Origin of the sequence: Croceivirga thetidis (genome assembly GCF_012272815.1) — a bacterium.
In the GTDB taxonomy this organism is placed as follows: Bacteria; Bacteroidota; Bacteroidia; order Flavobacteriales; family Flavobacteriaceae; genus Croceivirga; species Croceivirga thetidis.
The window spans coordinates 836,127-861,536 of record NZ_JAAWWL010000002.1 but is presented as its reverse complement, the minus strand read 5'-3'; the positions used below and the strand labels follow the sequence as shown (position 1 = coordinate 861,536).

The 25,410-nt window shown below is 37.3% G+C and carries 28 protein-coding genes; 19 read left to right on the top strand and 9 right to left on the bottom strand.

Annotated elements, in window-relative coordinates; translation table 11 throughout:
* Positions 1 to 9 precede the first annotated feature (9 nt).
* Positions 10 to 1,434 carry a chromosomal replication initiator protein DnaA gene (gene dnaA, locus HCU67_RS11520; RefSeq protein ID WP_168552764.1) on the bottom strand — a complete coding sequence of 475 codons (1,425 nt, stop codon included), beginning with the start codon at positions 1,432 to 1,434 and terminating at the stop codon, positions 10 to 12.
* A gap of 195 nt (positions 1,435 to 1,629) precedes the next feature.
* On the opposite strand from dnaA, the gene HCU67_RS11515 reads away from it, so the two are divergent.
* Positions 1,630 to 2,043 carry an acyl-CoA thioesterase gene (locus tag HCU67_RS11515; RefSeq protein WP_282597829.1) on the top strand — a complete coding sequence of 138 codons (414 nt, stop codon included), beginning with the start codon at positions 1,630 to 1,632 and terminating at the stop codon, positions 2,041 to 2,043.
* Here the strand turns inward: HCU67_RS11515 and HCU67_RS11510 are convergent.
* The 4 genes from HCU67_RS11510 to ribD are packed head-to-tail and all read right to left on the bottom strand — an operon-like array spanning position 2,040 to position 5,154.
* Positions 2,040 to 2,639, bottom strand: a complete 600-nt coding sequence (locus HCU67_RS11510) for an IMPACT family protein (protein WP_168552763.1) — start codon at positions 2,637 to 2,639, stop codon at positions 2,040 to 2,042. The two genes, HCU67_RS11515 and HCU67_RS11510, sit on opposite strands and share 4 nt — an antisense overlap.
* A 6-nt stretch (positions 2,640 to 2,645) precedes the next feature.
* Entirely contained in the window at positions 2,646 to 3,509 is an 864-nt protein-coding gene (locus HCU67_RS11505) for a DMT family transporter (protein WP_168552762.1), read from the bottom strand.
* On the bottom strand, positions 3,509 to 4,111 hold the full coding sequence (locus tag HCU67_RS11500; RefSeq protein ID WP_168552761.1) for an HAD-IA family hydrolase: 603 nt from the start codon (positions 4,109 to 4,111) through the stop codon (positions 3,509 to 3,511). The genes HCU67_RS11505 and HCU67_RS11500 overlap by 1 nt, the downstream gene beginning before the upstream one ends.
* On the bottom strand, positions 4,108 to 5,154 hold the full coding sequence (gene ribD, locus HCU67_RS11495) for a bifunctional diaminohydroxyphosphoribosylaminopyrimidine deaminase/5-amino-6-(5-phosphoribosylamino)uracil reductase RibD (RefSeq protein ID WP_345890711.1): 1,047 nt from the start codon (positions 5,152 to 5,154) through the stop codon (positions 4,108 to 4,110). Before ribD ends, HCU67_RS11500 begins: the two co-directional genes overlap by 4 nt.
* A gap of 25 nt (positions 5,155 to 5,179) precedes the next feature.
* On the opposite strand from ribD, the gene prmC reads away from it, so the two are divergent.
* Genes prmC through ligA form a run of 3 tightly spaced genes read left to right on the top strand, consistent with a single transcriptional unit; the run spans position 5,180 to position 8,640 of the window.
* Positions 5,180 to 6,028: a peptide chain release factor N(5)-glutamine methyltransferase gene (gene prmC, locus HCU67_RS16645; RefSeq protein ID WP_246865769.1), complete on the top strand. Its 849-nt coding sequence runs from the start codon at positions 5,180 to 5,182 to the stop codon at positions 6,026 to 6,028.
* An 18-nt stretch (positions 6,029 to 6,046) separates the two neighbouring features.
* A complete protein-coding gene (locus tag HCU67_RS16640; RefSeq protein WP_246865768.1) occupies positions 6,047 to 6,628 on the top strand; it encodes an LOG family protein in 582 nt (193 codons plus the stop codon).
* 17 nt (positions 6,629 to 6,645) lie between these two features.
* Positions 6,646 to 8,640, top strand: a complete 1,995-nt coding sequence (gene ligA / locus HCU67_RS11485) for an NAD-dependent DNA ligase LigA (RefSeq protein WP_168552760.1) — start codon at positions 6,646 to 6,648, stop codon at positions 8,638 to 8,640.
* On the opposite strand, the gene HCU67_RS11480 is transcribed toward ligA, so the two are convergent.
* A complete protein-coding gene (locus tag HCU67_RS11480; RefSeq protein ID WP_168552759.1) occupies positions 8,634 to 9,632 on the bottom strand; it encodes a DUF3089 domain-containing protein in 999 nt (332 codons plus the stop codon). The genes ligA and HCU67_RS11480 overlap by 7 nt on opposite strands.
* Positions 9,633 to 9,675: 43 nt before the next feature.
* On the opposite strand from HCU67_RS11480, the gene HCU67_RS11475 reads away from it, so the two are divergent.
* The 15 genes from HCU67_RS11475 (at position 9,676) to HCU67_RS11405 (ending at position 23,106) form a co-directional block, all read left to right on the top strand.
* Positions 9,676 to 10,260, top strand: coding sequence for a M23 family metallopeptidase (locus HCU67_RS11475; RefSeq protein ID WP_168552758.1), 585 nt, complete (start codon positions 9,676 to 9,678; stop codon positions 10,258 to 10,260).
* 10 nt (positions 10,261 to 10,270) lie between these two features.
* Positions 10,271 to 10,567 carry a hypothetical protein gene (locus HCU67_RS11470; RefSeq protein WP_168552757.1) on the top strand — a complete coding sequence of 99 codons (297 nt, stop codon included), beginning with the start codon at positions 10,271 to 10,273 and terminating at the stop codon, positions 10,565 to 10,567.
* Between the two features lie 135 nt (positions 10,568 to 10,702).
* Complete coding sequence (locus HCU67_RS11465; RefSeq protein WP_168552756.1) at positions 10,703 to 11,233, top strand: DUF6913 domain-containing protein; 531 nt, start codon at positions 10,703 to 10,705, stop codon at positions 11,231 to 11,233.
* A 2-nt stretch (positions 11,234 to 11,235) separates the two neighbouring features.
* The gene (dapA, locus tag HCU67_RS11460) at positions 11,236 to 12,126 is read left to right on the top strand and encodes a 4-hydroxy-tetrahydrodipicolinate synthase (protein ID WP_168552755.1); all 891 of its coding nucleotides are present in this window, start codon (positions 11,236 to 11,238) and stop codon (positions 12,124 to 12,126) included.
* A gap of 112 nt (positions 12,127 to 12,238) precedes the next feature.
* Entirely contained in the window at positions 12,239 to 13,063 is an 825-nt protein-coding gene (locus HCU67_RS11455; protein WP_246865767.1) for an outer membrane protein assembly factor BamD, read from the top strand.
* 13 nt (positions 13,064 to 13,076) lie between these two features.
* Positions 13,077 to 13,406 (top strand): DNA-directed RNA polymerase subunit omega, encoded by a 330-nt coding sequence (locus HCU67_RS11450; protein WP_168552753.1) that lies wholly within the window; start codon positions 13,077 to 13,079, stop codon positions 13,404 to 13,406.
* Position 13,407: 1 nt separating this feature from the next.
* Positions 13,408 to 14,616 carry a bifunctional phosphopantothenoylcysteine decarboxylase/phosphopantothenate--cysteine ligase CoaBC gene (gene coaBC, locus HCU67_RS11445; protein WP_168552752.1) on the top strand — a complete coding sequence of 403 codons (1,209 nt, stop codon included), beginning with the start codon at positions 13,408 to 13,410 and terminating at the stop codon, positions 14,614 to 14,616.
* Positions 14,609 to 15,499 (top strand): type IX secretion system protein PorD, encoded by an 891-nt coding sequence (porD, locus tag HCU67_RS11440; RefSeq protein WP_168552751.1) that lies wholly within the window; start codon positions 14,609 to 14,611, stop codon positions 15,497 to 15,499. The genes coaBC and porD overlap by 8 nt, the downstream gene beginning before the upstream one ends.
* Before the next feature lie 45 nt (positions 15,500 to 15,544).
* Entirely contained in the window at positions 15,545 to 17,206 is a 1,662-nt protein-coding gene (gene recN, locus HCU67_RS11435) for a DNA repair protein RecN (protein ID WP_168552750.1), read from the top strand.
* 96 nt (positions 17,207 to 17,302) lie between these two features.
* A complete protein-coding gene (locus HCU67_RS11430; RefSeq protein WP_168552749.1) occupies positions 17,303 to 18,112 on the top strand; it encodes an enoyl-ACP reductase FabI in 810 nt (269 codons plus the stop codon).
* Positions 18,113 to 18,176: 64 nt separating this feature from the next.
* Positions 18,177 to 19,184: a glycosyltransferase family 2 protein gene (locus tag HCU67_RS11425; protein ID WP_168553499.1), complete on the top strand. Its 1,008-nt coding sequence runs from the start codon at positions 18,177 to 18,179 to the stop codon at positions 19,182 to 19,184.
* 6 nt (positions 19,185 to 19,190) lie between these two features.
* Positions 19,191 to 20,141 carry a CdaR family protein gene (locus HCU67_RS11420; RefSeq protein WP_168552748.1) on the top strand — a complete coding sequence of 317 codons (951 nt, stop codon included), beginning with the start codon at positions 19,191 to 19,193 and terminating at the stop codon, positions 20,139 to 20,141.
* Positions 20,138 to 20,722, top strand: a complete 585-nt coding sequence (gene coaE, locus HCU67_RS11415) for a dephospho-CoA kinase (protein WP_168552747.1) — start codon at positions 20,138 to 20,140, stop codon at positions 20,720 to 20,722. Before HCU67_RS11420 ends, coaE begins: the two co-directional genes overlap by 4 nt.
* A gap of 77 nt (positions 20,723 to 20,799) precedes the next feature.
* Positions 20,800 to 22,380 (top strand): sensor histidine kinase, encoded by a 1,581-nt coding sequence (locus tag HCU67_RS11410; RefSeq protein WP_168552746.1) that lies wholly within the window; start codon positions 20,800 to 20,802, stop codon positions 22,378 to 22,380.
* A 6-nt stretch (positions 22,381 to 22,386) separates the two neighbouring features.
* Positions 22,387 to 23,106: a response regulator transcription factor gene (locus HCU67_RS11405; protein WP_168552745.1), complete on the top strand. Its 720-nt coding sequence runs from the start codon at positions 22,387 to 22,389 to the stop codon at positions 23,104 to 23,106.
* A gap of 59 nt (positions 23,107 to 23,165) precedes the next feature.
* Here HCU67_RS11405 and HCU67_RS11400 read toward each other — a convergent pair whose 3' ends face one another.
* Genes HCU67_RS11400 through HCU67_RS11390 form a run of 3 tightly spaced genes read right to left on the bottom strand, consistent with a single transcriptional unit; the run spans position 23,166 to position 25,408 of the window.
* Positions 23,166 to 23,657: a gluconokinase gene (locus tag HCU67_RS11400; protein WP_168552744.1), complete on the bottom strand. Its 492-nt coding sequence runs from the start codon at positions 23,655 to 23,657 to the stop codon at positions 23,166 to 23,168.
* Complete coding sequence (gene miaA, locus HCU67_RS11395; protein WP_168552743.1) at positions 23,650 to 24,570, bottom strand: tRNA (adenosine(37)-N6)-dimethylallyltransferase MiaA; 921 nt, start codon at positions 24,568 to 24,570, stop codon at positions 23,650 to 23,652. Before miaA ends, HCU67_RS11400 begins: the two co-directional genes overlap by 8 nt.
* The gene (locus HCU67_RS11390; RefSeq protein WP_168552742.1) at positions 24,560 to 25,408 is read right to left on the bottom strand and encodes an ion transporter; all 849 of its coding nucleotides are present in this window, start codon (positions 25,406 to 25,408) and stop codon (positions 24,560 to 24,562) included. Before HCU67_RS11390 ends, miaA begins: the two co-directional genes overlap by 11 nt.
* Positions 25,409 to 25,410: the final 2 nt, after the last annotated feature.

Genomic DNA, 25,410 nt, shown 5'->3' with positions numbered 1-25,410 from the left:
TTTTAAAAATCAGGTGAATTTTTTGTTCAGGTCCTCAATGTATTTTCTGAACTGCTTATCGGTCTCTGCAAGATTGTCAACGGTTTTACAAGCATGTAAAACGGTGGCATGGTCTCTCTTACCAATTTGAGAGCCAATACTTGCCAATGAGGCTTTGGTATATTTTTTCGAGAAGAACATCGCTAATTGTCGGGCTTGAACGATATGCCTTTTCCTTGTTTTGGATTGTAATGTTGCAACATCCATATCGAAGTAATCCGAAACTACTTTTTGAATGTAGTCAATAGATACTTCACGCTTGGTATTCTTAACGAATTTTTCAACAATACTCTCTGCTAGTTCCAAAGTAACTTCTCTCTTATTAAAAGAAGACTGTGCAATTAAAGAAATAATGGCACCTTCAAGTTCGCGAATATTGGTCTTGATGTTTTTAGCTACATGGTCAACGATTGCGTCTGGCATTTCTACACCATCACGATACAGCTTGTTTTTAAGAATCGAAACACGTGTTTCATAATTCGGCACCTGTAATTCTGCGGATAAGCCCCATTTGAAACGGGATAAGAGTCGTTGCTCAATATCTTGCATGTCTACGGGCGCTTTATCAGAGGTAAGAATTACTTGTTTGCCATTTTGATGCAGATGATTGAATATATGGAAAAACACATCTTGTGTTCCAGATTTTCCTGACAGAAATTGGACATCGTCAATAATCAAAACATCAATTAACTGATAGAAATGAATAAAATCGTTTCTTGTATTTTTCTTTACGGATTCTATATACTGTTGTGTAAATTTCTCAGCAGATATATAAAGCACCGTTTTTTCAGGGTATTTATCTTTAATTTCAACTCCAATGGCATGTGCCAAATGGGTTTTTCCCAAGCCAACACCTCCATAAACCAGTAGAGGGTTAAATGAAGTTCCACCAGGCTTATTAGCTACTGCCATACCTGCTGAACGTGCTAGTCTATTAGAGTCCCCTTCTAGAAAGTTTTCAAAATTGTAATTTGGATTGAGTTGCGATTCAATCTTAATATTTCGTATTCCAGGTATAACAAAAGGGTTCTTTAATTCCGGGTCTTTGGAAGTAACCGGCACGTCTAATTCCTGCGGTGCCATTGCCGAACGATTGGAGCTAGGAATTTTTTCTGTGATTGATTCTGAATTGCCATACTTGTTTTCCATCTTGATGATGTAAATCAATTTCGCATTTTCGCCCAACTCTTTTGTCAAAGCCACTTTAAGTAACTTAACATAATGTTCTTCCAACCATTCGTAGAAAAATTTACTTGGCACCTCAATGCTAAGGGCATTTTCTGTTAATCGAACGGGCTTAATTGGCAAAAACCAAGTTTTGAATGCCTGCGGTTGAATATTGTCTTGAATAAAAGACAAACAATTTTTCCATACGGAATCAGCAGTGACACTCATAAAAGTTTATTCTTTGCTTGTTGGTTAGAAATTTCGGCTCTCTTTCTTTATTATTTTTGAGGATATCTCAACTTTGAGATGGGAGCAAATATGTGAACAAAAAAGCTAAAAAAAAAATTACGAGTCAGTTGAATTTTTACTTTTTTTTTTGCATGTTCCCGCTTCAAGTTTTGAATCCTCTAAAGATATACTTTTTTGTCAATAGTTAACGATTTTAACAGTTTTTCTTTCCGCGTCAGATATGCTGAAACCGACCAGATGGGAATCGTTTATCATGGCAATTACGCACAGTATCTAGAGATGGGGAGAGTAGAGTGGCTGCGGACTCTGGGAATTTCTTACAAGAGTATGGAGGAAAATGGAATTATTCTTCCAGTAATTTCCTTACAACTTGATTTTAAGAAATCTGCAAAATATGATGATCTCCTGACCGTTGAGACTAAACTAAAAAAAATGCCTTCCGTAAAAATAGAATTTGACTACAAAATCTATAATAATAATAGGGAATTATTGGTTGAAGCAAATACGGTTTTGGCTTTCATGAATAAGGCAAGAAATAGGCCAACAAGGTGTCCGGATTATATACTCGAAAAATTAAAGGATTCTTAGGTCGTTGAAACCGAAATTTTGTGGTTTTTTTTCAAGGTGTTCAAAAAGTCTGATTTTAATTTTGCCGGCATTTCAATTCTCATCTTGCAATCTATTTCCATTTGTTGGGCGTTAATTTTACAATCGAACCTTTTCAAAGCGCCCATTACAATGTTCATGTTTTCATAACCAAACCTCAGTTCTAGAATTGCCATTAACTCTTTTTCAATTATTGCAGAATTCTCTAAAGTCAATTTAGCTGTTTCTTTATAGGCCTGAATTAAACCGCCTACACCCAATTTTGTTCCACCAAAATATCTTACAACGGCCACAAGTACATTGGTAAGTTGGAAAGACTGTATTTGACCCAGAATTGGTTTGCCAGCAGAATTATTAGGTTCACCATCATCATTTGCCCTGTAATTAGTTGATTGGACTCCCAATTGCCAAGCATAGCAAACGTGATTGGCATTTGAGTGTATTTTTTGGAGTGATTCAAGTTGCTTTTTTATTTGAACTTCTTCCAATACAGGAAAGGCGTACCCGTAAAATTTGCTCTTCCTTTCTTTGAAAAGAATTTCAGAAGATGCTCTTGCTAATGTCTTATAGGTACTCATGAAAGTTTATAATAGTGCTACCATTAAAATACTTAAAACGGATAACAGGACTCCAAGCCAATTATTAAGGATTAATTTCTCTTTGAATAATAAAATTCCGAGGAGTGTGGAGAATAGCACAATGGCAACATTATTTATGGTAAAAACGGAAGTAGTGTTCAAATTCTCACTGTTCAAAGCACGAAGTAAAAAGAAAATAGAAAAGTAGTTTGGTATGCCTAATGCTATACCACCAAGAATATTTCTAAAATTTAGTTTTAAAGGTTTTTTGAAGCTATTTACGCCAATGTAAATAAAGCCGGTCATTGCAGCAGAACCGAAAACCGTAGAAGAAAAGACTGCAAACTCACTATCTGTCAGATAGTCTTCTTGAAAAAACTTAATGGCCGTGTCGATAATTCCGGAACCCAAGAAAACCACAAAAGGTAACCAAAGGGCACCGTTTTTCAATTGAAGTCCTTGTTTTTTTAATGAAGTAAGGTAAACCGCCCCTATAGCTAATAATACCCCGATGATTTGCCATGTGTTCAAAACGTCTTTGTAATAGAAAACTGCGAAAATGACTGGTATAACAAACGACATTTTTGTTGCTACCGAGGTAACGCCCACACCATTGATTTGTGATGATTTCGCCATCACATTAAAAATGACAATGAATAATATCCCAAGGCCAACAGTACCATAAAACCATTTTTCTGAAGGTAGCTCAGATATGTTGTATGGATTTGGATTATATACGATTCCAGAGACACAAGCAACCACGTAATTGGTTACTATGGCAAACAATGTCTGTACTTTGTAGGTGTCGAATAATTTGAATACCACAAAAATGAGACTGGAGCATAATACGCTCAGTATTAGATCCAACATTATAAATGTTCTTTTAGTTGAACAACATCTTCCTTGCCCACTTTTATATGCCAGCAATTAATTTTTAAACGTAAAGCCGTTTCAATATTTTCCACTGTATCATCGACCAATAAGGTTTCAACCGGATTCAATTCATTTTCGTCCAGCACAAAATCAAAAATTTCCCTATCAGGTTTTCGCATGTGAATTTCATGTGATAAATAGAATTTTTCAAAGAGGTTTTTAAAACGAGTAAAATCTTCTTCTCCCATTTTTTTTCGCACAAAATCTATATGTAGTTCATTGGTGTTACTCAATAGAAATAGCCTGTAGGGTTCTTGTGCTGCTATACTTTCAATAAAGTCCAATCGATGACTTGGAAAATCTAAAAGAATGGCGTTCCAAGCATTTGTCAATTCTTGTTTTGAAGCTTGAGGGAACATTGCCGACGTTTCATTCAAGAACGATGTTGAACTAATGAGCCCCTTTTCATAATTCTTGCAAAGTATGTCCAACTCAGGAGTCACAGCAGTTAATCCAAACTTCTGCATCTCGCGAAAAGTGGCCGGTTTATCAAGATTGATGAATACATCCCCAAAATCAAAGATGATGTTTTTTATCATTTTGTAAGTAAGGTTAAACCGTCTTCCAGAATTTTTTGTTTTGCCACAATGCAACCAGAAACGGTAGGTGCAGCTATTCCAGCTTCAAAAGAATTTTCTCCTTTAAATATATAGGCCTCATCCCAAATATCTTCATTAATAAAGGTTTGTAAAGTTTGTTGACCTCCCTCAACCAGTAGACTATTGATGTTGTGTTTGTATAAGATTTCACAAATAGATGCAGCTAAATTCGCACCAAATTCTGCGAACTCGAAGATTGTATTTTCCTTTGAGAAATGCGATTTTGATTCTGTTACGACAATTGTTTTTACAGAACCATCATATATAAAAAATTCAATTGGAATTTTAAGTTCCCTATCCAAAACCACTCGAATGGAGGAACGACCTTTCCAGCTTCGAACATTCAATTTTGGATTATCGGCGAAAACAGTATTCGTTCCAACGAGAATGGCCATTTCCTCACTTCTCCATTTGTGTACCAGTTGCCTGGATATGGAATTGGTAATCCAGTAGGGTTGGGGCGCTTCGTCACGTTTTATTTTATCTGGAGCGATAAATCCGTCTTGTGATTCTGCCCATTTTAAGATTACATATGGTCTCTTTTTTTCTTGAAACGTCAAAAAGCGCTTGTGATGTTCACGACACTCATCTTCCAATACACCAACAACCACTACACTGCCTGAATCTCGGAGTTTTTTAATCCCAGCGCCAGATACTTTTGTGTTTGGGTCTACTAATCCAATTACTACCTTAGGTATTTTGTGTTTTGCAATGAGATTTGCACAAGGTGGTGTTTTACCAAAATGCGAACAAGGTTCCAAAGTCACATACAGCGTGGCTTTTTCTAAAATTGATTTATCATTAACAGAGTTAATGGCATTGACTTCTGCGTGCGGCCCACCATAAGCACTGGTGAAACCTTCTCCAATTATTCTGTCATTGTGAACTATCACACAACCAACCATGGGATTTGGGGCCGCAAAACTTATCGCTTTTTTGCCCAATTCAATTGCACGAAGCATGTATTTATGGTCTATATTCACGCTGCAAAAGTAGAAGTTTATTAAAATGCTGTTGCGAGATATCAAAAACATTTTCCATAATGAATTGGATGCTCTTTTCCCCAAAACGGAAGTGGATTCTTTTTTCTACAATATGCTCGAACACTATCTGGGTTTAGAACGTTTTGTCTTGGTTTTAAATCCTGAACTTACGCTGAGCAAGGAAGAAGAAACTCCACTCTTTGATGGATTGTCACGGCTTAAGCAAGAAGAACCCTTACAGTATATATTGGGGGAAACTTATTTTCTGGACTTTAAGTTAAAAGTAGACCCAAGTGTTCTTATACCCCGACCTGAAACTGAAGAATTGGTTTCTTGGGTAATCGATGATTTTAGGAGTCAACAAACCGATATCAATATTCTTGATATTGGAACTGGTAGTGGGTGTATCGCAATCGCCTTAGCCAAAGAATTGCCCAATGCAAAAGTTCAAGCACTCGATGTTTCTGAAGCAGCGTTAAAAATAGCTAGGGAAAATGCTGAACTCAACAATGTTGAAATTGAGTTTTTTCATGCGGACATTCTGGACCTTAACACTGACTTGAATTTTGATGTGATAATTTCCAATCCACCATATGTTCGTGAGCTCGAAAAAAAGGAAATGAAAAACAATGTAAAGTCATACGAACCGCAACAAGCACTTTTTGTTCCGAATGAAAACCCATTGAAGTTTTATAATGCGATTGTTGATTTTGCTTTAGAACACTTAAATAGAAGAGGGTGCTTGTACTTAGAAATCAATCAGTACCTAAGCAAGGAAACTAAACAATTATTAGTGGATAATGATTTTACAAGTACTGAATTGAAGCAGGATATTTTTGGTAATTTTCGAATGTTAAAAGGCATTCGACCTTAGAAGCCTAATAAGTAAAAATTGAAGAGCATTGCCGTGTTTTGTGGGAGTAGTCCTGGGAAGGATGAAGAGATTATAGAAGCTGTCCGTTATACCGGGGCCCATTTAGCTGAGAATAACATAAAACTAGTATATGGCGGAGGAAAGGTGGGACTGATGGGAATACTTGCTCAAGGTGCATTGGAACATAAAGGAAAAGTTATAGGGATTATCCCAAATTTTTTGAAGGCAAAAGAAGTGCATCATACCGGACTTACAGAGTTAATTTTGGTGGATACCATGCATGACCGAAAACTTCAAATGCATAATCTTTCTGATGGGGTACTAATGCTTCCAGGAGGGTTTGGAACATTTGAGGAATTTTTCGAAATGTTGACCTGGGGGCAATTAGGTTTACATCAAAAACCAATGGGTATTTTGAACACCAACGGTTTTTATAATCCTCTTATCAAGATGATGGACAAAATGGTAGAAAACCGATTTTTGAGTAACGAAAACCGATTTATGGTTTTGATTGATGATGACATAAAACGACTGCTTACAAAAATGAACAATTACGAAGGTCATGGTGTTCCCAAATGGATGGACAAGGACCAAACTTAAATAATCCTCAAACTACAATGCAGATTAAGGAAAGAATAGAATCACTAAGGGAAGAGCTGAGAGAACACAATTACAAATATTACGTATTGGATACTCCTTCCATATCCGATTATGATTTTGATATGAAGTTAAAGGAGCTTCAAAAATTGGAAGAGGCCCATCCAGAATTTTACGATTCTAATTCACCAACGTTGCGAGTTGGAGGTGAAGTCACTAAAAACTTTGAAACTGTAGTTCATGAACATCGTATGTATTCCCTTGATAATTCGTATTCAAAAGAAGATCTGGAAGATTGGGAAAAGCGCATACAACGTATTTTGGGAGATGTACCTGTTGAATTTGTCTGTGAACTAAAATATGACGGAGCTTCGATAAGCCTTACGTATGAAAACGGTGAGCTTTCTAGAGCGGTAACGCGGGGCGATGGATTTCAGGGTGATTTGGTGACTACAAATATCAAGACCATAAATACAATCCCCTTGAAGTTAAAAGGGGACTATCCATCTAAATTTGATATACGAGGTGAAATTATTTTGACCTTGGAAGGTTTCGCAAAAATGAATAAGGAACGATTGGAAAATGGTGAGGAACCCTATATGAACCCTCGAAATACCGCTTCGGGTAGTTTGAAATTGCAAGACAGCTCTATTGTTGCTAAAAGACCTTTGGAATGTTTGCTATATAGTCTTGCGGGAGCTTCTGGATTACAAACGCAATTCGAGGTGTTGGAAAAGGCTAGGTCATGGGGATTTAAAGTTCCGCCCGTATCAAAATTGGCCAAATCGATTGATGAGGTATTGAAGTTTGTTCAGTATTGGGATATCCACCGCCATGACTTGCCCTATGAAACCGATGGTGTTGTTATAAAAGTCAACAACCTGCAGCATCAAGAAGAATTGGGGTATACGGCAAAAGCTCCTCGCTGGGCTATGGCCTATAAATTCAAAGCAGAACAGGTTTCGACGGTTTTGAATGAAATTACCTATCAAGTGGGCCGTACAGGAGCGATTACCCCAGTAGCCAACTTAGAACCTGTTTTGTTAGCGGGAACAACTGTAAAACGTGCTTCACTTCATAATGCTGACCAAATCGCGAAATTGGATGTGCGAGAAGGGGATACGGTTTTTGTAGAAAAAGGGGGGGAGATAATTCCAAAAATTATTTCGGTAGACTTATCAAAACGACCTGCCGGACTGACCCCCACAGAATACATTGGATGTTGTCCTGAATGCGGTACGGAATTAATTCGAAAAGAAGGGGAAGCCCAACATTTTTGTCCCAATGATGTCGGTTGTCCACCACAAATTACCGGACGCATTCAACATTTTATTTCCCGAAAGGCAATGGATATCGAAGGGCTTGGAGGAGAGACCGTTGAGTTGTTGTTTAAAGAAGGACTGATTAAAAACTATGCAGATTTGTACACCTTGACCAAGGAGCAAATTATTCCTCTGGAGCGTATGGCTGAAAAGTCTGCAGTGAATTTGGTCAAGGGTGTAGCTGCTTCAAAAGGTATTCCGTTCGAGCGAGTTTTGTTCGCCCTTGGTATTCGTTATGTGGGCGAAACGGTTGCTAAAAAATTGGCAAAAGCTTATAAAAACATTGATACCCTAATGGCAGCTTCAGAAGAAGAATTGGTCGCTGTTGATGAAATAGGGGGTCGAATCGCAGAAAGTGTGGTTCAGTTTTTCAGCGAAGAAAAAAACCGGGAATTGGTGGAACGCCTTAAAACATATGGATTACAATTTTCCCTGTCTGAAGAACAACTACAGAATCAATCAGACACCTTAAAAGGGAAGACCTTTGTGGTTTCCGGGGTATTTCAAACTATTAGCAGAAATGAACTTAAAAAGTTAATTGAAGATAATGGCGGTAAAGTCGCTTCTTCAGTATCCTCAAAGACTTCCTACTTAGTTGCTGGCGAAAACATGGGGCCAAGTAAACGAACCAAAGCAGAAGCCAATGGCGTTCCAATTATTTCAGAGAAGGATTTTTTAACCATGGTTCAATAGCGTTCAAGAAAAGTTCGCACGCGATCCTTGGCATTCTGCCGGATATTACCGTAATAAAAATTTATATCGGCAATGTGATAGTTTTTTTGGCGAAACAGAAAACTCCAAGGGAATCGAGGTTTTTTTGCCCATAATACGCCATTATGTACTTGGGCATCAACTCGTTGTAATAAAATTTTATCGAAATTGCGAAGAACTGCCCCCTTGTTCTCACTTTTGGCTACGTAGGTGGTGTCCGTCTTCCAACTCAGTGGATTGGTCACCAAAATAGAATCGCCCAGTGGCCTGTTATCAGGTAAATGATCACGTTTGAAAGTTCGCCAAGAAATACTGCAATGCAACGAATTTGGGCTTTCGCAAGGGCGAATAGTTTTGAAATAGTCTTTAGGTACAGGCATGCCAATTAAATAAGCAGCAACCAATTTGTTTTGTAATGGCGAAGCGTCGATAAGCTCACGAATTAATGGACCAGCATGTGTTGTGCCTTGACTATGCGAGGCTATAATAAAAGGCCTGCCATGGTTGTAATAAGTTAAATAGTGTTCAAAAGCATTTTTGACATCCTCGTAAGCCAATGCAAAGGCTTTTTTGGCTGCCTCTTTATTTGACGTGGAATAACTCCTTAAATGAGCCTGTCTATAACGTGGGGCAAATACCCTTCCTGCACCATTAAAAGCACTCGCTTGAAAAAGTATGGTGCTCTCATCTACTTTTTTGTTCAACTCAGCATCGTCGATGCGAGGATTCCATGGGAGTGAATCATCTTTCTCAGAATAAATTGTTGGATGAATGAAAAAAACATCTGCGTCTAAATTCTTCTTAGCAGTGAATTCCGTTCCGGGTATTCTGTCTGCGTTATCTTTTTTATCGGGGTGGGCGGCCCAATTGTTAAGGTTACTATAGTCCACTGTTTCGTCCTCAACTTCTTGCCCAAATAATTGAGAAAGTGAAATCACAAAAAATAGAAGCAGGATGAAGATTCTGGTTTGCATCAAATTGAGGTTTTGTATCATTGATGCTAAAATAGAAAAAGCGATGATAACCAACACAACCAGAAGATTTTGGTATTTGCTATTGAGCGTATTCGCTTTTTTGGTTCGATACCGCTATTTTAAAAAATGGTTTTGGTTGCCGTTGGCGGTTTTACTAATTGGTTTTTTGCTTCCCCAAAAAATGATAATTCCAGTAGTCGGGGCAAATACCCAGAGTTGGTCAAAAGATTCGTTTTGGGCCTATCCGTGGGGGAGTTCAATAACGCATAAGGGTATCGATATTTTTGCTAAAAAGGGAAAGCCAGTTATCTCTGCTACCCATGGGTTGGTTATTTATACTGCCGAGAATTCGGGTAAAGGTGGTAATTCTGTTATGGTTTTAGGTCCTAAATGGCGATTTCACTACTATGCCCATTTAGATGAAATAAATGCTTTTCCGATGCAGCCAATTTCGCTCGGAACAACCATTGGTACCGTGGGTAATACCGGAAATGCTAAATTTACACCTCCACATTTACATTACAGCATCACTAGTCCGTTTCCTTATTTTTGGTTGAGAGATGGTGAGGCCGTGCAGGGCTGGAAAAAGATGTTTTATTTGAATCCTGATAATTGGCTACGCCCTTAATATTTCTGGTATGAATTTAGATAGAGCTCATTTCGAGGAAAGTTTAGAAGGTAACCTACCGCCAAGTAATTTCAACTTACACTTAAAATCACTTTGGTTCGATGCCAAAGGAGATTGGAAAAAGGCCCATGAATTGGTAGATCAAGAGGTTGATTCGGATTCAAAATGGATTCATGCTTATTTGCATCGAAAGGAAGGTGATGAATGGAATGCGAGCTATTGGTACCGACAGGCCGATAGACCATTTTGTAAGGGTGCTTTAGAAATGGAATTTGAGCAACTACTGGGTTATTTCTGTTCCAAATAGTCGTCCATAAGAACTCCGACACGCTTCTGTTTGTTGTATTTATAACAAACCATATATTTTTTCAACAAACTGTTTGAAATAATTTCGCAGTAGCTTGTAAGGGGATTGTCTACATTTGTGAAAATACATTTTCGAATGATTTTTCGCTCAATTCAGGATAAATTCAAGGTCAAGTCGGGACAAAAATATCTCGAAGATGAACTTAACAGGCCCAAACCGTTCTCTGAAAAAAAAGGAATTTCCAGCATTGCCTGTATTGTTGATATGGACTCATTTAAAAATGCCGAGGCTTTTAATGCCTTAGTAAAAGAGTTGGGTTTAAAACCCAATGCCATCAATATCATTGGTTATAAAAAATCTGAAGACAAGGCAGGAATGTTCTCGATTCCTTTTGTTGTGGAAAAAGATTTGGGTTGGAACGGGTCAATTGAGAATGGTGATTTTTCAGAATTTGCAGGTCGTAATTATGATGTTTTGATTAACTACTACACCGCAGATAGACTTGTTCTTAAGTTAATGTCGGTTAAGGTCAATGCTAGGTTAAGAGTTGGATTAGTGGAAGCAGATAATCTAATGAACGATTTAATTTTTGACTGTCAATTGGGCGACATTAAAACCTTTCAAGCAGAATTAAAGAAGTATCTAAAAATTCTGAAAGAAATATAGTAATGGATTGTTTTATAGGCACTGGCGTGGCATTGGTAACGCCTTTTAAGGAGGATTTGTCAATTGATGTTCAGGCACTTCAAGAAATAGTAGAATTCAATATTGCCGGTGGTATCGATTATCTTGTTGTTTTAGGAACTACAGCGGAGTCTGTAACCTTAAATAAAGATGAAAAGGAACTGGTAATGCGGACCGTATCTTTGGTAAACGCGGGGCGATTGCCCTTAGTAGTTGGTGTGGGTGGAAACAATACCCACGCAGTTGTTGAGGATTTGAAGTCAATTGACTTTTTGGATTACCAAGCCATTTTATCAGTTTCTCCAGCGTACAATAAGCCTACTCAAGAAGGGATATATCAACATTTTAAAGCAATTTCTGAAGCTTCTCCACTACCAATCATTCTATACAATGTTCCATCAAGAACAGGCAGTAACATGTTGCCGGAAACTACAATTCATTTAGCACGCGATTTTAAGAACATTATCGCTATAAAGGAGGCTTGTGCCGACCCTATTCAAATAGATAAGCTGATGCAAGGTAAACCTGAAGATTTTCATATCATTTCTGGTGACGATTTTACAGCCTTGAGCACAGTATTGGCTGGTGGTTCTGGGGTAATTTCAGTTCTAGGTCAAGGACTTCCTAATCAATTTTCGAGTATGATTTCTTACGCATTGAACGGAAACTCTGAATCTGCGTACGAACTTCATCAAGCTATGCTGGACGGAATGCACCTGATTTTTGAAGAGGGAAATCCTGCAGGGATTAAATCAATTTTTGAACACCTTGGGCTTTGTACGGGTGGTGTTCGTTTACCATTGGTTCCTGCCAGTCGAGTTCTTAAATCCAAAATCGGAAGCTTTCTCAATAGGCAGGATAGGGTAGAGGCCTAACGTTAAACTTCGCCCAAAAATCAGGACACTTCTTTGAACTGTGCCCATTTATGAGCATTTTCGATTTTAGTAATTCAGTGATAATTTATAATTTTGCCGAATGTTTTTGAAAATGAGGGCGATAACTTTTCCAATTTTACTCCTATTACTTCTACTGACTTCATGTAACGAGTACCAAAAAGTACTCAAGAATACCGATGTCAAAGCTAAATATGAGTTAGCGGAGAAGTACTATAATGAAGGGGATTATACTAGGGCTAAACGTCTGTTCGAACAAATAGCTCCGAAATATGCCGGTAAACCCCAAGGTGAACGCGTAATGTTCTTCTTTGCCAATTCCTATTACCAAACAAAAAGTTTTTATTTGGCAGGTTATCAATTTGAAAGATTTATCCGTTCCTATCCGAATAGTGATAAACTTCAAGAAGCCTCATTTCTAGAAGCTAAAAGTTATTACCAACTCTCACCAAAGTATTCTTTAGATCAGACAGATACCGAAAAGGCACTTAGTAAGCTTCAGGTTTTTATCAATACGTATCCGGAATCGGAATATTTTGAAGAAGCAAATGCATTGGCACAAGAGTTGGCCAGGAAAAAACAAAAAAAACAGTTTGAAATTGGTAAGCAGTATGCAAAACTGGGAGAGTTGTATCTCCTCGATTTTAATGTTGCAGCAGGTACTGCCTTAGAAAATTTTGTTTCGGAGAATCCCGGAACCATTTACAAGGAAGATGCTTTATACCAAAGACTAGTGGCGCTATCGAATTTAGCTTTTAACAGTACTTACAGTAAAAAGCAAGAGCGTGTTGAGAATGCCATGGATGCGTACAAGGCATTACTAAAATCGTATCCAGAATCAGAATATAAAAAGCAAGCAGATAATCTTTTGAAAAAACTCCAAAAGGAAGTTGAAGTAAAGGATGGAATAACAAAATAAATATTACAAATAGATGCAGGATTTAAAAAACACCAAAGCTCACGTTTCTACAGTCACTCATAACAAAAATGAATTTGACGAAAAAACGGATAATATCTATGAGGCCATTTCTATAGCTTCAAAACGAGCGGTTCAGATTAACTCTGAAATTAAGAAAGAGCTATTGGAGAAATTGGAGGAGTTCGCAACCTATAGTGATAGCTTAGAAGAAGTTTTTGAAAACAAAGAACAAATAGAAGTTTCCAAGTTTTACGAAAAGCTTCCGAAGCCACACGCTTTAGCCGTTCAGGAATGGATGGATGACAAAATTTACTACAGAAATACGGAGCGAGATACAGAATAGTATGCTAGGCGGAAAAAACATCCTTTTGGGGATTACCGGAGGGATTGCTGCCTACAAAACAACATTTCTTGTTCGTTTATTGATTAAAGCTGGTGCAGCAGTCAAAATTGTTTTGACGGAAAGCGCCAGCTCTTTTGTTTCCCCACTTACGCTTTCAACGTTATCCAAAAATCCTGTTATGATGGATTTTGTGAACCAAGAAGACGGCACAATTTCTTGGAATAACCACGTTGAATTGGGTCTTTGGGCCGATTTGATGATAGTTGCGCCTGCTACAGCGAATAGCTTGTCCAAAATGGCGAATGGTACTTGCGACAACTTATTAATGGCGACCTATCTTTCCGCAAAATGTCCAGTTTACTTTGCCCCCGCTATGGATTTGGATATGTTTAAACATCCAACCACAAAAAATTCATTCGAAAAACTTCAAAAATTTGGGAATGTCATGATTCCTGCTGAATCTGGAGAACTTGCAAGTGGTCTTAGTGGCGAAGGGCGAATGGCCGAACCTGAGCATATAATTACATTTATTGAAAACCACCTATCAACAGGGTTGCCATTGTCAACGAAAAAGGTTCTTATAACCGCTGGGCCGACCTACGAAGCCCTAGATCCAGTTCGGTTTTTAGGAAATAGATCCACAGGAACCATGGGGTACGAATTGGCAAAATGTGCTGCGGATTTAGGAGCTGATGTGGTGTTGGTTTCCGGACCTACTAATTTGTCAATTACCCATTCTAATATTCGCTTGGTCAATGTTGAGACAGCGGAAGAAATGTATCAGGCTGCTCATGAACATTTTAAAATGATGGATTTTGTTATTAGTGCTGCTGCCGTTGCTGATTACCGCCCTAAAAATCCTTCAAATCAGAAACTTAAAAAACAACCAGGGAACGATTTCAAACTAGAGCTTGAACGAACAAAAGACATTTTACTTTCCCTTGGTCAAGAAAAGGAAAATCAATTTTTAGTCGGATTTGCGCTGGAGACCAATAATGCAATTGAAAATGCGAAGGCGAAGTTGAAAAAGAAGAACCTTGATGCAATAGTATTAAATACGCTTGAAGATGAAGGTGCAGGATTTGGCAGGAGTACTAATAAAATAACCTTTCTTGATAAGAAATTAAGTGAAAAAACGTTTGAACTTAAGTCCAAAGCAGAGGTTGCCTCAGATATTTGGGCAGAAATAATTGCCAGAACACATGCGTAATTTCATTTTCGTTTACCTTATTTTATTTAGTTCAGTTCGTTTGTTTGGTCAGGAGTTGGAATGTAGAATTGTGGTGAATTCTGGACAGGTAAACCAAACCAATCAACAAATATTCAAGACTCTAGAAAGTTCTTTAAATGATTACGTAAATAAGACCAAGTGGAGTGATCGCGTTTTTGAAGAAAACGAAAGAATAAATTGTAGCATGTTCATTACGGTGAGTAACTACGAATCCGATCGTTTCGAAGCCAATATTCAAATTCAATCTTCGCGACCAGTTTTTAATACTTCTTACGAAAGTCCAATATTCAATTACAAAGACAATGCATTTAATTTTCGGTATCAAGAATTTGAACCATTAGTGTACAATCCAAACTCTTTTGATTCGAATTTAGTAGGTGTTGTAACATACTATATCTACGTTATTTTGGGCTTGGATGCAGACACATTTACCCTTCAGGGCGGTGACGAGTATTTTGAAAAGGCCAGGAATATAGTAACCCAAGCTCAAAGTTCTGGAAATCAGGGATGGGCTCAAGAGACTGGGGAACGAACAAGATATGAATTGATTGACAATTTGTTGTCTAACACCTTTCGGGAATATCGCTTGGCAATGTACAACTACCACCGTAAAGGCTTGGATGTAATGGCTGACAACAATAGTACTGGAAAACAGATTGTGGCCGGTAGCATTCGCCTTTTTGAAAGTCTTGTTAAAAGAAGGCCCAACGCGTTTTTAATACAAACATTTTTTGATGCCAAAAGCGAGGAAATCCAGAATATTTTTTCAGATGGCCCTAAAATTGACGTTGTAAAACTTAAAGAGAGCCTTAATAAAGTAGCTCCTTTCTATTCTACGGTTTGGAATCAGATTAAATACTAACTGATTTCAATACGAGTCCTATATTTGCCTTCCGAATAGGACAACATGCTTACCCAGCTTACAATAAAAAATTACGCATTAATCGAAGAACTTGAAACCAGTTTTGAAAGTGGTTTTAGCACTATTACAGGTGAAACTGGGGCAGGGAAGTCTATTCTATTAGATGCGCTATCATTGGTTTTGGGCAAAAGAGCCGATTCTTCTTCACTTCGTGATAAGGATAAAAAATGTGTTGTTGAAGCTGAGTTTTCAATTGAAGATTATCAATTAAAAAGTTTTTTCTCCGAAAATGAGTTGGATTTTGAAATTCAAACGCTTTTAAGGCGTGAAATTCTACCCAGTGGAAAATCCCGGGCATTCATTAATGATTCTCCTGTCACATTAAATGTGCTATCAGAATTGGGTGGGCGCTTGGTGGATATTCATTCACAACATCAGACTTTATTGTTGACAGATAATCAATTTCAGATGAAGGTGCTTGATGCCTATGCCAACAACGGAAAGCTCCTTTCAGATTTTGAATCCAAACTGAGTCAATTCAAAAAAGAAAAAAGAGAGCTAGACTTACTATTAGCGCAACAAGAAACGGCAAAAAAGGAATTGGATTACAATAGTTTTTTGCTGGAGGAATTACAAGCTGCCAATCTAAAACCAGGGATTCAAGAATTACTCGAACAAGAGTACGACCAATTAAATAATGTTGAAATTATTTTAGAACAACTTGCTTTGGGCAATCAATTGTCACAAGAAGAGAATCATGGCATTTTAGTTCAAATATTACAACTCAAACAGGCTTTAACAAAGATAGCTGGGTTGAATAAGGATTATGAGGCCATTCTTGAAAGGGTAAATTCAGTTACTATTGAATTTGATGATATTGCTTCTGATTTAGAACGATTGGGTGAAGGGGTGGAACCCGACCCTCAACGATTGGAACAAGTGAATAGCCAATTGAGTTTGCTACATGATTTGCTTAAAAAACACCAGACTACCTCTATTGAAGAATTAATTGAGATTAAAAGAGATCTTGAAAAGAAGGTTGATCATTCATTGAATATTGATTCAAAAATTGAAGCAAAATCGAATAGTGTAGCTAATCAAGAAGAGGAGTTGAATAAAATCTCAATTTCAATTCGAAAGGCACGCCGAGAAATTATTCCTACACTTGGTAGATCTTTAGAGAGCGAACTGGCAAACCTGGGTATGTCAGCAGCAAAATTCAATATTGAATTGAATGAATCACCTGAGTTCAGGCAAAATGGTAAAGACGATTTAAGTTTTTTATTTGCTGCGAACAAAGGCTCAGACTTTGGTGAGCTGAAAAAAGTAGCTTCAGGCGGTGAATTATCCAGAATAATGCTTGTGATTAAATCAATTTTGGCAGAATATGATAAGCTGCCGACCTTGATGTTCGATGAAATTGACACAGGGGTTTCTGGCGAGATATCAGGTAGAATGGGGGCCATAATGAAAAAGATGGGAAAATCGATGCAGGTTTTTTCGATAACCCATTTACCTCAAGTGGCAGCGCAGGGAAAACAACAATACAAGGTATTCAAAGAGGAAGACTCAAATTCCACATCAACTTATTTAAAATTGCTAAAAGAGGAAGAGCGCATCACTGAGCTAGCTGAAATGCTTGGTGGCAGTCAGTTTTCAGCCACTGCCATAAATCACGCTAAGGAACTTTTGACATCCAACAGTTAGTTTTTTCAGTTTTGCGAACAAATCTAAACGCCTGTTTTTTGGAATTCTTGGTCAGGGCATTTCATTATCTTTGGGCGCGTAAAAGAACAATTGAAAATGGCAAATAGTTTATTAGAAGGCAAAAAAGGAATCATCTTCGGTGCATTGGATGAAAATTCAATCGCCTGGAAAACCGCTGAACGGGTCCATGAACAAGGAGGTAAATTTGTTTTGACAAACGCCCCAATTGCAATGCGAATGGGCCAAATAAAAACATTGGCCGAAAAAACAGGTTCTGAGATTATTCCTGCTGATGCTACAAATGAAGAAGATCTTCACAATCTGGTAACTCAGTCCATGGAGGTTTTAGGAGGTAAATTGGATTTTGTGCTCCATTCTATAGGAATGTCAATAAATGTTCGGAAAGGCCGACACTACACAGACGAAAAATATGATTTTACGGCTAAAGGCTGGGATGTTTCGGCTTTGTCATTTCATAAAGTAATGCAGACTTTGTTTAAGGCTGATGCCATGAATGAATGGGGTAGTATTGTGGCCTTAACATACATGGCAGCTCAAAGAACTTTTCCTGATTACAATGATATGGCTGATAATAAGGCTTATTTGGAATCGGTGGCTAGAAGTTTTGGTTATTTCTTTGGAAAAGAGAAGAAAGTTCGTGTAAATACCATTTCACAATCACCGACTCCAACTACTGCAGGACAAGGTGTTAAAGGATTTGACGGTTTTATAAGTTATGCGGAAAAAATGTCACCTCTGGGCAATGCCACGGCTGATGATTGTGCCAATTATACGGTCTCGTTATTCTCAGATTTAACCAAAAAGGTTACGATGCAAAACTTATTTCACGATGGCGGATTCTCAAATACAGGAGTTAGCCAAGAAGTGATTGACGAGTTTTCATAAAAATCGTAGAAAAGAATAAAAAGTAGAGCCATCCATAGTCTGGGTGGCTTTCGTATTATTAAGTATGGAGGATATCAGCTATTCTTTTATTGTTCCGGTTTATAACAGGCCAGATGAAGTTGACGAGCTACTAGATAGTTTATTACACCAAACCATAGATAAAGAATTCGAGATAGTTATTATTGAAGATGGGTCAGATAAAGATTCACAAGCTGTTGTTGAAAGATACGCTGATAGGTTACAAATAGCATATTACTTTAAGGAGAATTCCGGTCCAGGTGATTCCAGAAATTTTGGAATGCGAAATGCAAAGGGCAATTATTTCTTGGTGTTGGACTCCGATTGTATTTTACCCAAGAATTATCTTGCCGAAGTTGAGAAAGAACTTCAATCGAATTTTGTTCATTGTTTTGGAGGTCCGGATGCGGCTCATGATTCATTTTCAGATGTACAAAAAGCAATAAATTATGCGATGACCTCAATTTTTACTACAGGGGGTATTCGTGGTAAAAAGACTGCGGTAGGTAAATTTCAACCAAGAAGTTTTAATATGGGTATTTCTAAGGAAGCCTTCTCTAAAACCAATGGATTCGGAAACATACACCCTGGAGAAGACCCTGATTTAACTTTCCGTATTTGGGATGCAGGTTATGAAACCAGACTTTTCCCAAACGCCTTTGTTTACCACAAGCGAAGAATTGATTGGAATAAATTTAAAGTTCAAGTCAATAAATTCGGTATGGTTCGACCAATTCTTAATCATTGGCACCCATCAACCAAAAAACTCACTTACTGGTTTCCAACTCTCTTTGTTGTTGGCTTTTTGGCTTCAATTGCTGTACTATTAATTAAGTGGTATTTGCCATTGCTGTTGTATTTGGCCTATTTTATTCTTCTGTTTCTTGATTCCTTAGTTAAAAACAAAAGTTTGAAAATTGCATTTTGGTCTGTTTATGCATCGATTATTCAATTTTATGGTTATGGAAAGGGGTTTTTAAAATCTACTTTCTTGCTTACTTTTAAAGGAGGAGAACCAGAAGTATTGTTTCCAAAACTATTCTTTAAGAAATAGGAACAAATGTTTAGAAACTTCATTCAAAATCTAGATCAAAAAAAACTGAAGGTATTCTTTGTGTTTTTGATTTTTTCATTTGTTTCATGGAGTATTAGTAAGCTATCTCAAACCTATGACTCTTGGATTGAGGTCACTTTGATTCCGACAAAATTTCCTGATAGCTTGTTGCTCAAAAATGAAAGTACCCAAAGGGTCAATCTTAGATTGAAAGCGAGTGGTTTTAAATTATTGGGTATGCAGATTGGGGAAAAAAGCGAGAAGGTCAATCTGAGTTCCATTTCTAAAAACAATGCAGGCTATTATCTAACCAATGGAAAACTAAAAAACCAATGGGAACGTCGATTTTCGAATGCCGAAATTTTAAGCCTTCAACCAGATTCTGTTTTTTTTGATCTTTACCAAGTACAAGCTAAAAAAGTTAAGGTCAAACCAAAATTGGGACTGGATTTAGTTCAGAATTACGTTTTATTAGGTTCATTAAGAGTTGAACCAGATAGCATAATGATAAAAGGCCCTGCAAGTGAAATTGAAAATATTAATGTCATTGAAACAGTTGAATTCACTTTAAGAGAAGTCTCTGAAAATTTTAGTCAAAAACTTTTAATAGCAAAACCTGAAAATTTTTCATCCAGCGAGATATTGAAAAGTGCTGTATTGGTTTCAGGGAATGTTGTAAAGTTTTCAGAAAAAGTCTTTGAACTGCCCATTGAAGTAAAAAATACACCAAAAGGATATGATTTAAGGGTTTTTCCTAAAACTGTTTCATTACTGTGTAAAGCAGGGGAGGATGATTTGAGAAAATTAACTGAAAGTGATTTTAAAGTCGTTGCAGTTTATGATTCAATAGTAACGAATCAAAACGCATTAAGACTTACAATTGAACAAAAACCCAAAAACACTATTGCTCTACGACTCCTGGAAAATGAGGTAAAATTTGTATTAGAACCAAAATGATTGTCGGTTTAACAGGTGGTATTGGAAGTGGTAAGAGCACGGTTGCTCAGATGTTCAATGAGTTGGGTGTTCCCATTTACGATTCTGATAAAGAAGCAAAAAACTTAATGAACGATGATGCCAAGGTAAAAAAAGCGATTATTTCATTGTTTGGAAAGATGGCATATGAAGGAGGTAAACTAAACCGCACTTTCCTTGCATCTAAAGTCTTCTATGATAAAAAATTACTGGAAAAGTTAAACAAAATTGTACACCCTGCAGTTCGTGCCCATTTTGAAAAATGGGTCGAAAATCAAGATTCTCCATACGTTATTCAAGAGACAGCTTTGATTTTTGAGAATCAAATGCAAGCTTCTTATCATAGAATAATATTGGTTACCGCACCTCTTGAATTACGTATAAACAGGGTGGTTCAGCGAGATGATGTAGCTAAGGAAGCAGTGTTGTCACGCATGGAAAATCAACTATCGGATGAAGAAAAGATTCCAAAATCGGACTTCTTGGTTGAAAATGTAGACCTTACATTGACGAAAGAAAGAGTTGTAGAAATACACCAATTATTGTTAAATCAGGTTGGATAAATCAAGATTTTAACATTTTTGTTAAGGTTAGGTTAAACGCAAAAACGTCTAAATGTTAAATTTCTAATTTTACACCGATGAACAGAAAACTTTTTGTTCTTCTAGTCATTTTGATGAGCCTTTCCCTAGTTGGGATAATCTTTGTACAAGTTTATTGGATACAAAAATCCGTAGACGACAAAGAAGAACAGTTCAAGACAACAGTTAAGGATGTTCTGGCGAAGGTGGTGGATAGGGTAGAACGCAGGGAGCTTCAGGAGTATTCAGATAGGTTGGTAGAAGCAATAGACAGTGCTGGCCAGCCAAAAGCCACTCAAATAAGAGAGTTTCTTTTTGTTGAACGCGATATCAGTTCTGACGAGAGAACGTTCTATTCCCATGGAATACTAGAAGAAGATTATGATGTTTCATCATTGTTCTTTGACAACGATGGTAATGCAGACACTACAACTGTAACCAATTTTACGAGTAAGCGCACCACAACTGTTCTAAAAGAGGAATATGGACTTGACGGTAAGCAATATGCTTTGACCCCAATTCAAAAATTAGAGAAGATAGGCGGCTTATCGAAAATCGATAAATTGGCTATAGAAGATGTGTTTTTAGAATCAGCCAAGAGACAACCCATACATCAGAGGGTTAGTACTCAAGAACTTGAACTTTTGATAAGTCAAGAATTGGATGACCATGGTATTGATATAGGCTATGAATATGGAGTTTACAGCCGAGGTTTCCCAACCAAAATAAAATCGAAACGATTCAAATTTGGTAAAACCACCATGTATAAAATGCCCATATTTAGAGATAGTGAGGGCAATACCAACTTTTCATTGTTAATGTCTTTCCCTGAGAAAAAGAAATTTTTACTGAGAAGTATCTTGGGAATGGCAGTTCTGTCGCTTGCGTTCACTTTAGTGATAGTTGTAGCCTATTCCAGCGCGATTTATCAATTGATAAAACAGAAGCAGATTTCTGAAATCAAATCGGATATTATCAATAATATGACTCACGAATTTAAAACGCCAATAGCCACCATAAACCTTGCAGTTGAAGCAATCAGAAATCCTGCTTCCATAGACGACAAGGATAAGGTATTAAGGTATTTGGGTATGATTCGAGACGAGAACAAACGTATGCATGCTCAGGTAGAAAATGTTCTCCGAATATCGAAATTAGAAAAGAATCAGCTTGATATTAGTAAGGATAGGGTGCGTGTTCACGACATTGTAAATGACGCCATTTCCCATGTTGAGCTAATTGTACAAGATAGAGGTGGATATATAAATACGCACCTAGAAGCTGAACGTGATGAAGTGTTGGCCAATGATATGCATTTTACCAATGTACTTGTAAATATCATGGATAATGCTGTGAAGTATTCTCCGGAAGCTCCTAAAATTGATGTTTTTACCGAAGTGGTCAAAAACCATATCGTAGTAAAGATTCAGGATCGAGGGGCGGGTATGAGCAAGGCAGTTTTAAAGAAAGTATTTGAAAAATTTTACCGGGAACATACCGGGAATATACATAATGTCAAGGGGCACGGCTTAGGTCTTGCCTACGTAAAACGAATAGTCGATGATCACCAGGGTGAGGTCTATGCTGAAAGTGAAAAAGGAAAAGGAAGCACTTTTTTCATAAAGCTACCCTTAATTTAAAAATCTATGGAAACTGAGAACAAGAAAATACTGTTAGTAGAGGACGATCCAAATTTCGGAATCGTATTGAAGGATTATTTGCAGATGAACAACTTCGATGTTGTTTTGGCGAAAAATGGAATGGAAGGCTTTGAGAAGTTCAAAAAAGATAATTACGACGTCTGTATTTTAGATGTAATGATGCCCTATAAAGATGGTTTCACCTTGGCAAAAGAGATACGAGAAAAGAACGAGAACGTTCCAATCATATTTCTAACAGCTAAGACAATGAAAGAGGATGTGTTGAAAGGATATAAGGCAGGTGCTGATGATTACTTAAACAAACCTTTCGATTCAGAAGTCCTTTTAATGAAACTAAAGGCCATTATTCAACGTAAAGCGTCAAATACGTTAGCCGATAGTAAACAATTTGAATTTCAAATAGGTAATTTCCACTTGAATTCTAAGCTGCGTTTTCTGAAGTATTTAGAGGAGGAACCAATTAAATTGTCACCAAAAGAGAACGAATTACTTCGTTTGTTGGCATTACATGAAAATGACTTGATGCCAAGAGAATTGGCCCTAACAAAAATTTGGAGAGATGACAATTACTTTACTTCTAGAAGTATGGATGTTTATATTGCTAAATTGAGAAAGTATTTGAAACGTGATGATGTAGTAGAGATTTTAAATATTCACGGCGAAGGTTTCCGATTGGTTGTAAAAACTGAGGGAGAAACCAAATAAAAGATTATTCAAAATTTAGAAACCGAGCGGTCATCAGTTTATTCTGCAGACCGCTTTTTTTATTTGTTTAATGCGGAAAGGATGATTTTTAATTGTTCTTTTAATTCGAGCGAAACCGGCACTTCAATGGCTTCTGTAGGGATTTCCAAGGTTTCAAACTGTGATTGCAACAAAGCAGTTGGCATAAAATGACCTTTTCGATTTTTTAACCGCGAATGGATTTCATCAAATGTACCGTTGAGAAATATGAATGAAACCTTTTCTTTTAATTCATGGGAAAGAATTGTTCGATATCTTTCCTTAAGTGCTGAACATGCTATAACAGCGCCTTTTTTATGGTGTTCCGATGCCAAGGTATTCAAACGTTTCAACCAGCCATTTCGGTCATTATCATCCAAAGCTTGGCCAGATTGCATCTTTTTAATGTTTTCCTGAGGGTGATAATCATCTCCGTCAAAAAAAGGTAATTCCAATTCAGCGGCCAGTAGTTTGCCGATTGTACTTTTTCCACAACCTGAAACACCCATGATGTAAAAAATAGTTTTATCCATGCTCGATTTTTGATTGTAATTTATTATGAACCGATACAAACGATTCTTGAAAATCAACCCAAAGCATATCATCTTTTTTTCTATACCAGGTCAATTGCCGTTTAGCGAATCTGCGTGTGTTTTTTTTGATTTCTTTCACTGCTCCTTGCTGTGTTACCCTTCCATCAAAAAATTGAAATAGTTCTTTGTAACCAACGGTCTGTAAGGCATTGAGTTTTTTGTAGGGATACAGTTTTTTAACCTCTTCGACCAAACCGTTTTTAATCATTTGATCTACGCGTTGATTAATACGATCATAGATAATTTCCCTTTCAGCTGTGATTCCTATATAAATCGTTTCAAAATTTCGAGGCACCTTATTTTGATTTAAAAAAGAAGAGTAAGGTTGGCCAGATGCTACGCAGACCTCTAAAGCTCGAATTAATCGATGTGGATTTTCCAAATCAACTCTTTGATAGTATTCTGGGTCTTTTTTAGCTAATTCGTTCTGAAGACTTTCTAAGCCCTCCGAATCCAGTTTTTTTATTAATTCAAGACGAACAGCATCAGGAACTTCGGGAAATTTATCAAGGCCATTGGTAACTGCATCTACATAAAGCCCGCTTCCGCCAACCATTATAACATTGTCAAATTTCGAAAACAGCTTTTTCAATAAACTAAGGGCCTCCCTTTCAAAATCACCTACAGAGTAGCTTTCATTTATACTCTTATGTTGTATGAAATGGTGTTTGACTGAGGCCAATTCACTTTCAGAAGGAACAGCGGTTCCTATTTTCATTTCCTTAAAAAATTGTCTGGAATCCGCCGATATGATTTCAGTTTGATAATGCTCGGCCAATTTAATGGCCAGGGCGGTTTTGCCAATAGCTGTTGGCCCTACTATTGCGATTAACCGCTTTTTTTTAGAGGGCATCACCACAACTGTAACAATGTGTTGCGTCGTCCCTATGGCCTTCGCTAGCACAACTCGGGCACGCTTGTGTATTTGTGTGAACAAATCCTGGCGTACGTTTGTTTAATTGGTCTTTACCTGCTCTGGAGAATTCTACAGTAACAATTCCAGTGGGTACGGCAATTATTCCATAACCCAATATCATGATTACCGTAGCAATAAATTGTCCAAGATTTGTCTGAGGTGCTATATCTCCGTAACCAACAGTGGTCAAGGTCACAATAGTCCAATAGATACTACGTGGAATACTTGTAAAACCAGCCTCATCGCTTTCAATTAAGTACATAATTGTTCCCATGATAACTGACAATATCAACACCACATAAATGAATACGGCAATTTTAGTTCGACTGGCAATTAATGCAGCCCTTAATTGCGAAGCTTCCCCAATATATTTGACCAATTTTAAAATCCTGAAAATTCTTAAAAGGCGAAAAGCTCTAAATGCAAGTAGAACTTGTGAACCAGCGAACAAATAAGAAACATATAATGGTATGGTAGACAAAAAGTCAATAACTCCATAAAAACTGAAAATGTATTTCCAAGGTTTCTTGACGGCTATAATCCTCGCTATGTACTCAATGGTAAAAAAAATAGTGACAATCCATTCGCAGACAAGAAGTATGTTGTGATACTTGATGTCTATTTCCTTAACGCTTTCAAGCATGACCAGAACCACGCTGACAAGAATTAGGATAAAAAGTAAGATGTCAAAGAATTTACCTGCTGGAGTATCTGCTTCATAAATTATCTCATGAAGACGATGTTTCCAGCCTCTATTTGATTCGTCTTTTTTCAACT

Coding starts and splice junctions, on each gene's coding strand:
- dnaA (WP_168552764.1), bottom strand. CDS start 1,434: ATGAGTGTCACTGCTGATTCCGTATGGAAAAATTGTTTGTCTTTTATT.
- HCU67_RS11510 (WP_168552763.1), bottom strand. CDS start 2,639: ATGAGTACCTATAAGACATTAGCAAGAGCATCTTCTGAAATTCTTTTC.
- HCU67_RS11505 (WP_168552762.1), bottom strand. CDS start 3,509: ATGTTGGATCTAATACTGAGCGTATTATGCTCCAGTCTCATTTTTGTG.
- HCU67_RS11500 (WP_168552761.1), bottom strand. CDS start 4,111: ATGATAAAAAACATCATCTTTGATTTTGGGGATGTATTCATCAATCTT.
- prmC (WP_246865769.1), top strand. CDS start 5,180: ATGCTGTTGCGAGATATCAAAAACATTTTCCATAATGAATTGGATGCT.
- ligA (WP_168552760.1), top strand. CDS start 6,646: ATGCAGATTAAGGAAAGAATAGAATCACTAAGGGAAGAGCTGAGAGAA.
- HCU67_RS11480 (WP_168552759.1), bottom strand. CDS start 9,632: ATGCAAACCAGAATCTTCATCCTGCTTCTATTTTTTGTGATTTCACTT.
- HCU67_RS11475 (WP_168552758.1), top strand. CDS start 9,676: ATGATAACCAACACAACCAGAAGATTTTGGTATTTGCTATTGAGCGTA.
- HCU67_RS11470 (WP_168552757.1), top strand. CDS start 10,271: ATGAATTTAGATAGAGCTCATTTCGAGGAAAGTTTAGAAGGTAACCTA.
- HCU67_RS11465 (WP_168552756.1), top strand. CDS start 10,703: ATGATTTTTCGCTCAATTCAGGATAAATTCAAGGTCAAGTCGGGACAA.
- dapA (WP_168552755.1), top strand. CDS start 11,236: ATGGATTGTTTTATAGGCACTGGCGTGGCATTGGTAACGCCTTTTAAG.
- HCU67_RS11455 (WP_246865767.1), top strand. CDS start 12,239: ATGAGGGCGATAACTTTTCCAATTTTACTCCTATTACTTCTACTGACT.
- HCU67_RS11450 (WP_168552753.1), top strand. CDS start 13,077: ATGCAGGATTTAAAAAACACCAAAGCTCACGTTTCTACAGTCACTCAT.
- coaBC (WP_168552752.1), top strand. CDS start 13,408: ATGCTAGGCGGAAAAAACATCCTTTTGGGGATTACCGGAGGGATTGCT.
- porD (WP_168552751.1), top strand. CDS start 14,609: ATGCGTAATTTCATTTTCGTTTACCTTATTTTATTTAGTTCAGTTCGT.
- recN (WP_168552750.1), top strand. CDS start 15,545: ATGCTTACCCAGCTTACAATAAAAAATTACGCATTAATCGAAGAACTT.
- HCU67_RS11430 (WP_168552749.1), top strand. CDS start 17,303: ATGGCAAATAGTTTATTAGAAGGCAAAAAAGGAATCATCTTCGGTGCA.
- HCU67_RS11425 (WP_168553499.1), top strand. CDS start 18,177: ATGGAGGATATCAGCTATTCTTTTATTGTTCCGGTTTATAACAGGCCA.
- HCU67_RS11420 (WP_168552748.1), top strand. CDS start 19,191: ATGTTTAGAAACTTCATTCAAAATCTAGATCAAAAAAAACTGAAGGTA.
- coaE (WP_168552747.1), top strand. CDS start 20,138: ATGATTGTCGGTTTAACAGGTGGTATTGGAAGTGGTAAGAGCACGGTT.
- HCU67_RS11410 (WP_168552746.1), top strand. CDS start 20,800: ATGAACAGAAAACTTTTTGTTCTTCTAGTCATTTTGATGAGCCTTTCC.
- HCU67_RS11405 (WP_168552745.1), top strand. CDS start 22,387: ATGGAAACTGAGAACAAGAAAATACTGTTAGTAGAGGACGATCCAAAT.
- HCU67_RS11400 (WP_168552744.1), bottom strand. CDS start 23,657: ATGGATAAAACTATTTTTTACATCATGGGTGTTTCAGGTTGTGGAAAA.
- miaA (WP_168552743.1), bottom strand. CDS start 24,570: ATGCCCTCTAAAAAAAAGCGGTTAATCGCAATAGTAGGGCCAACAGCT.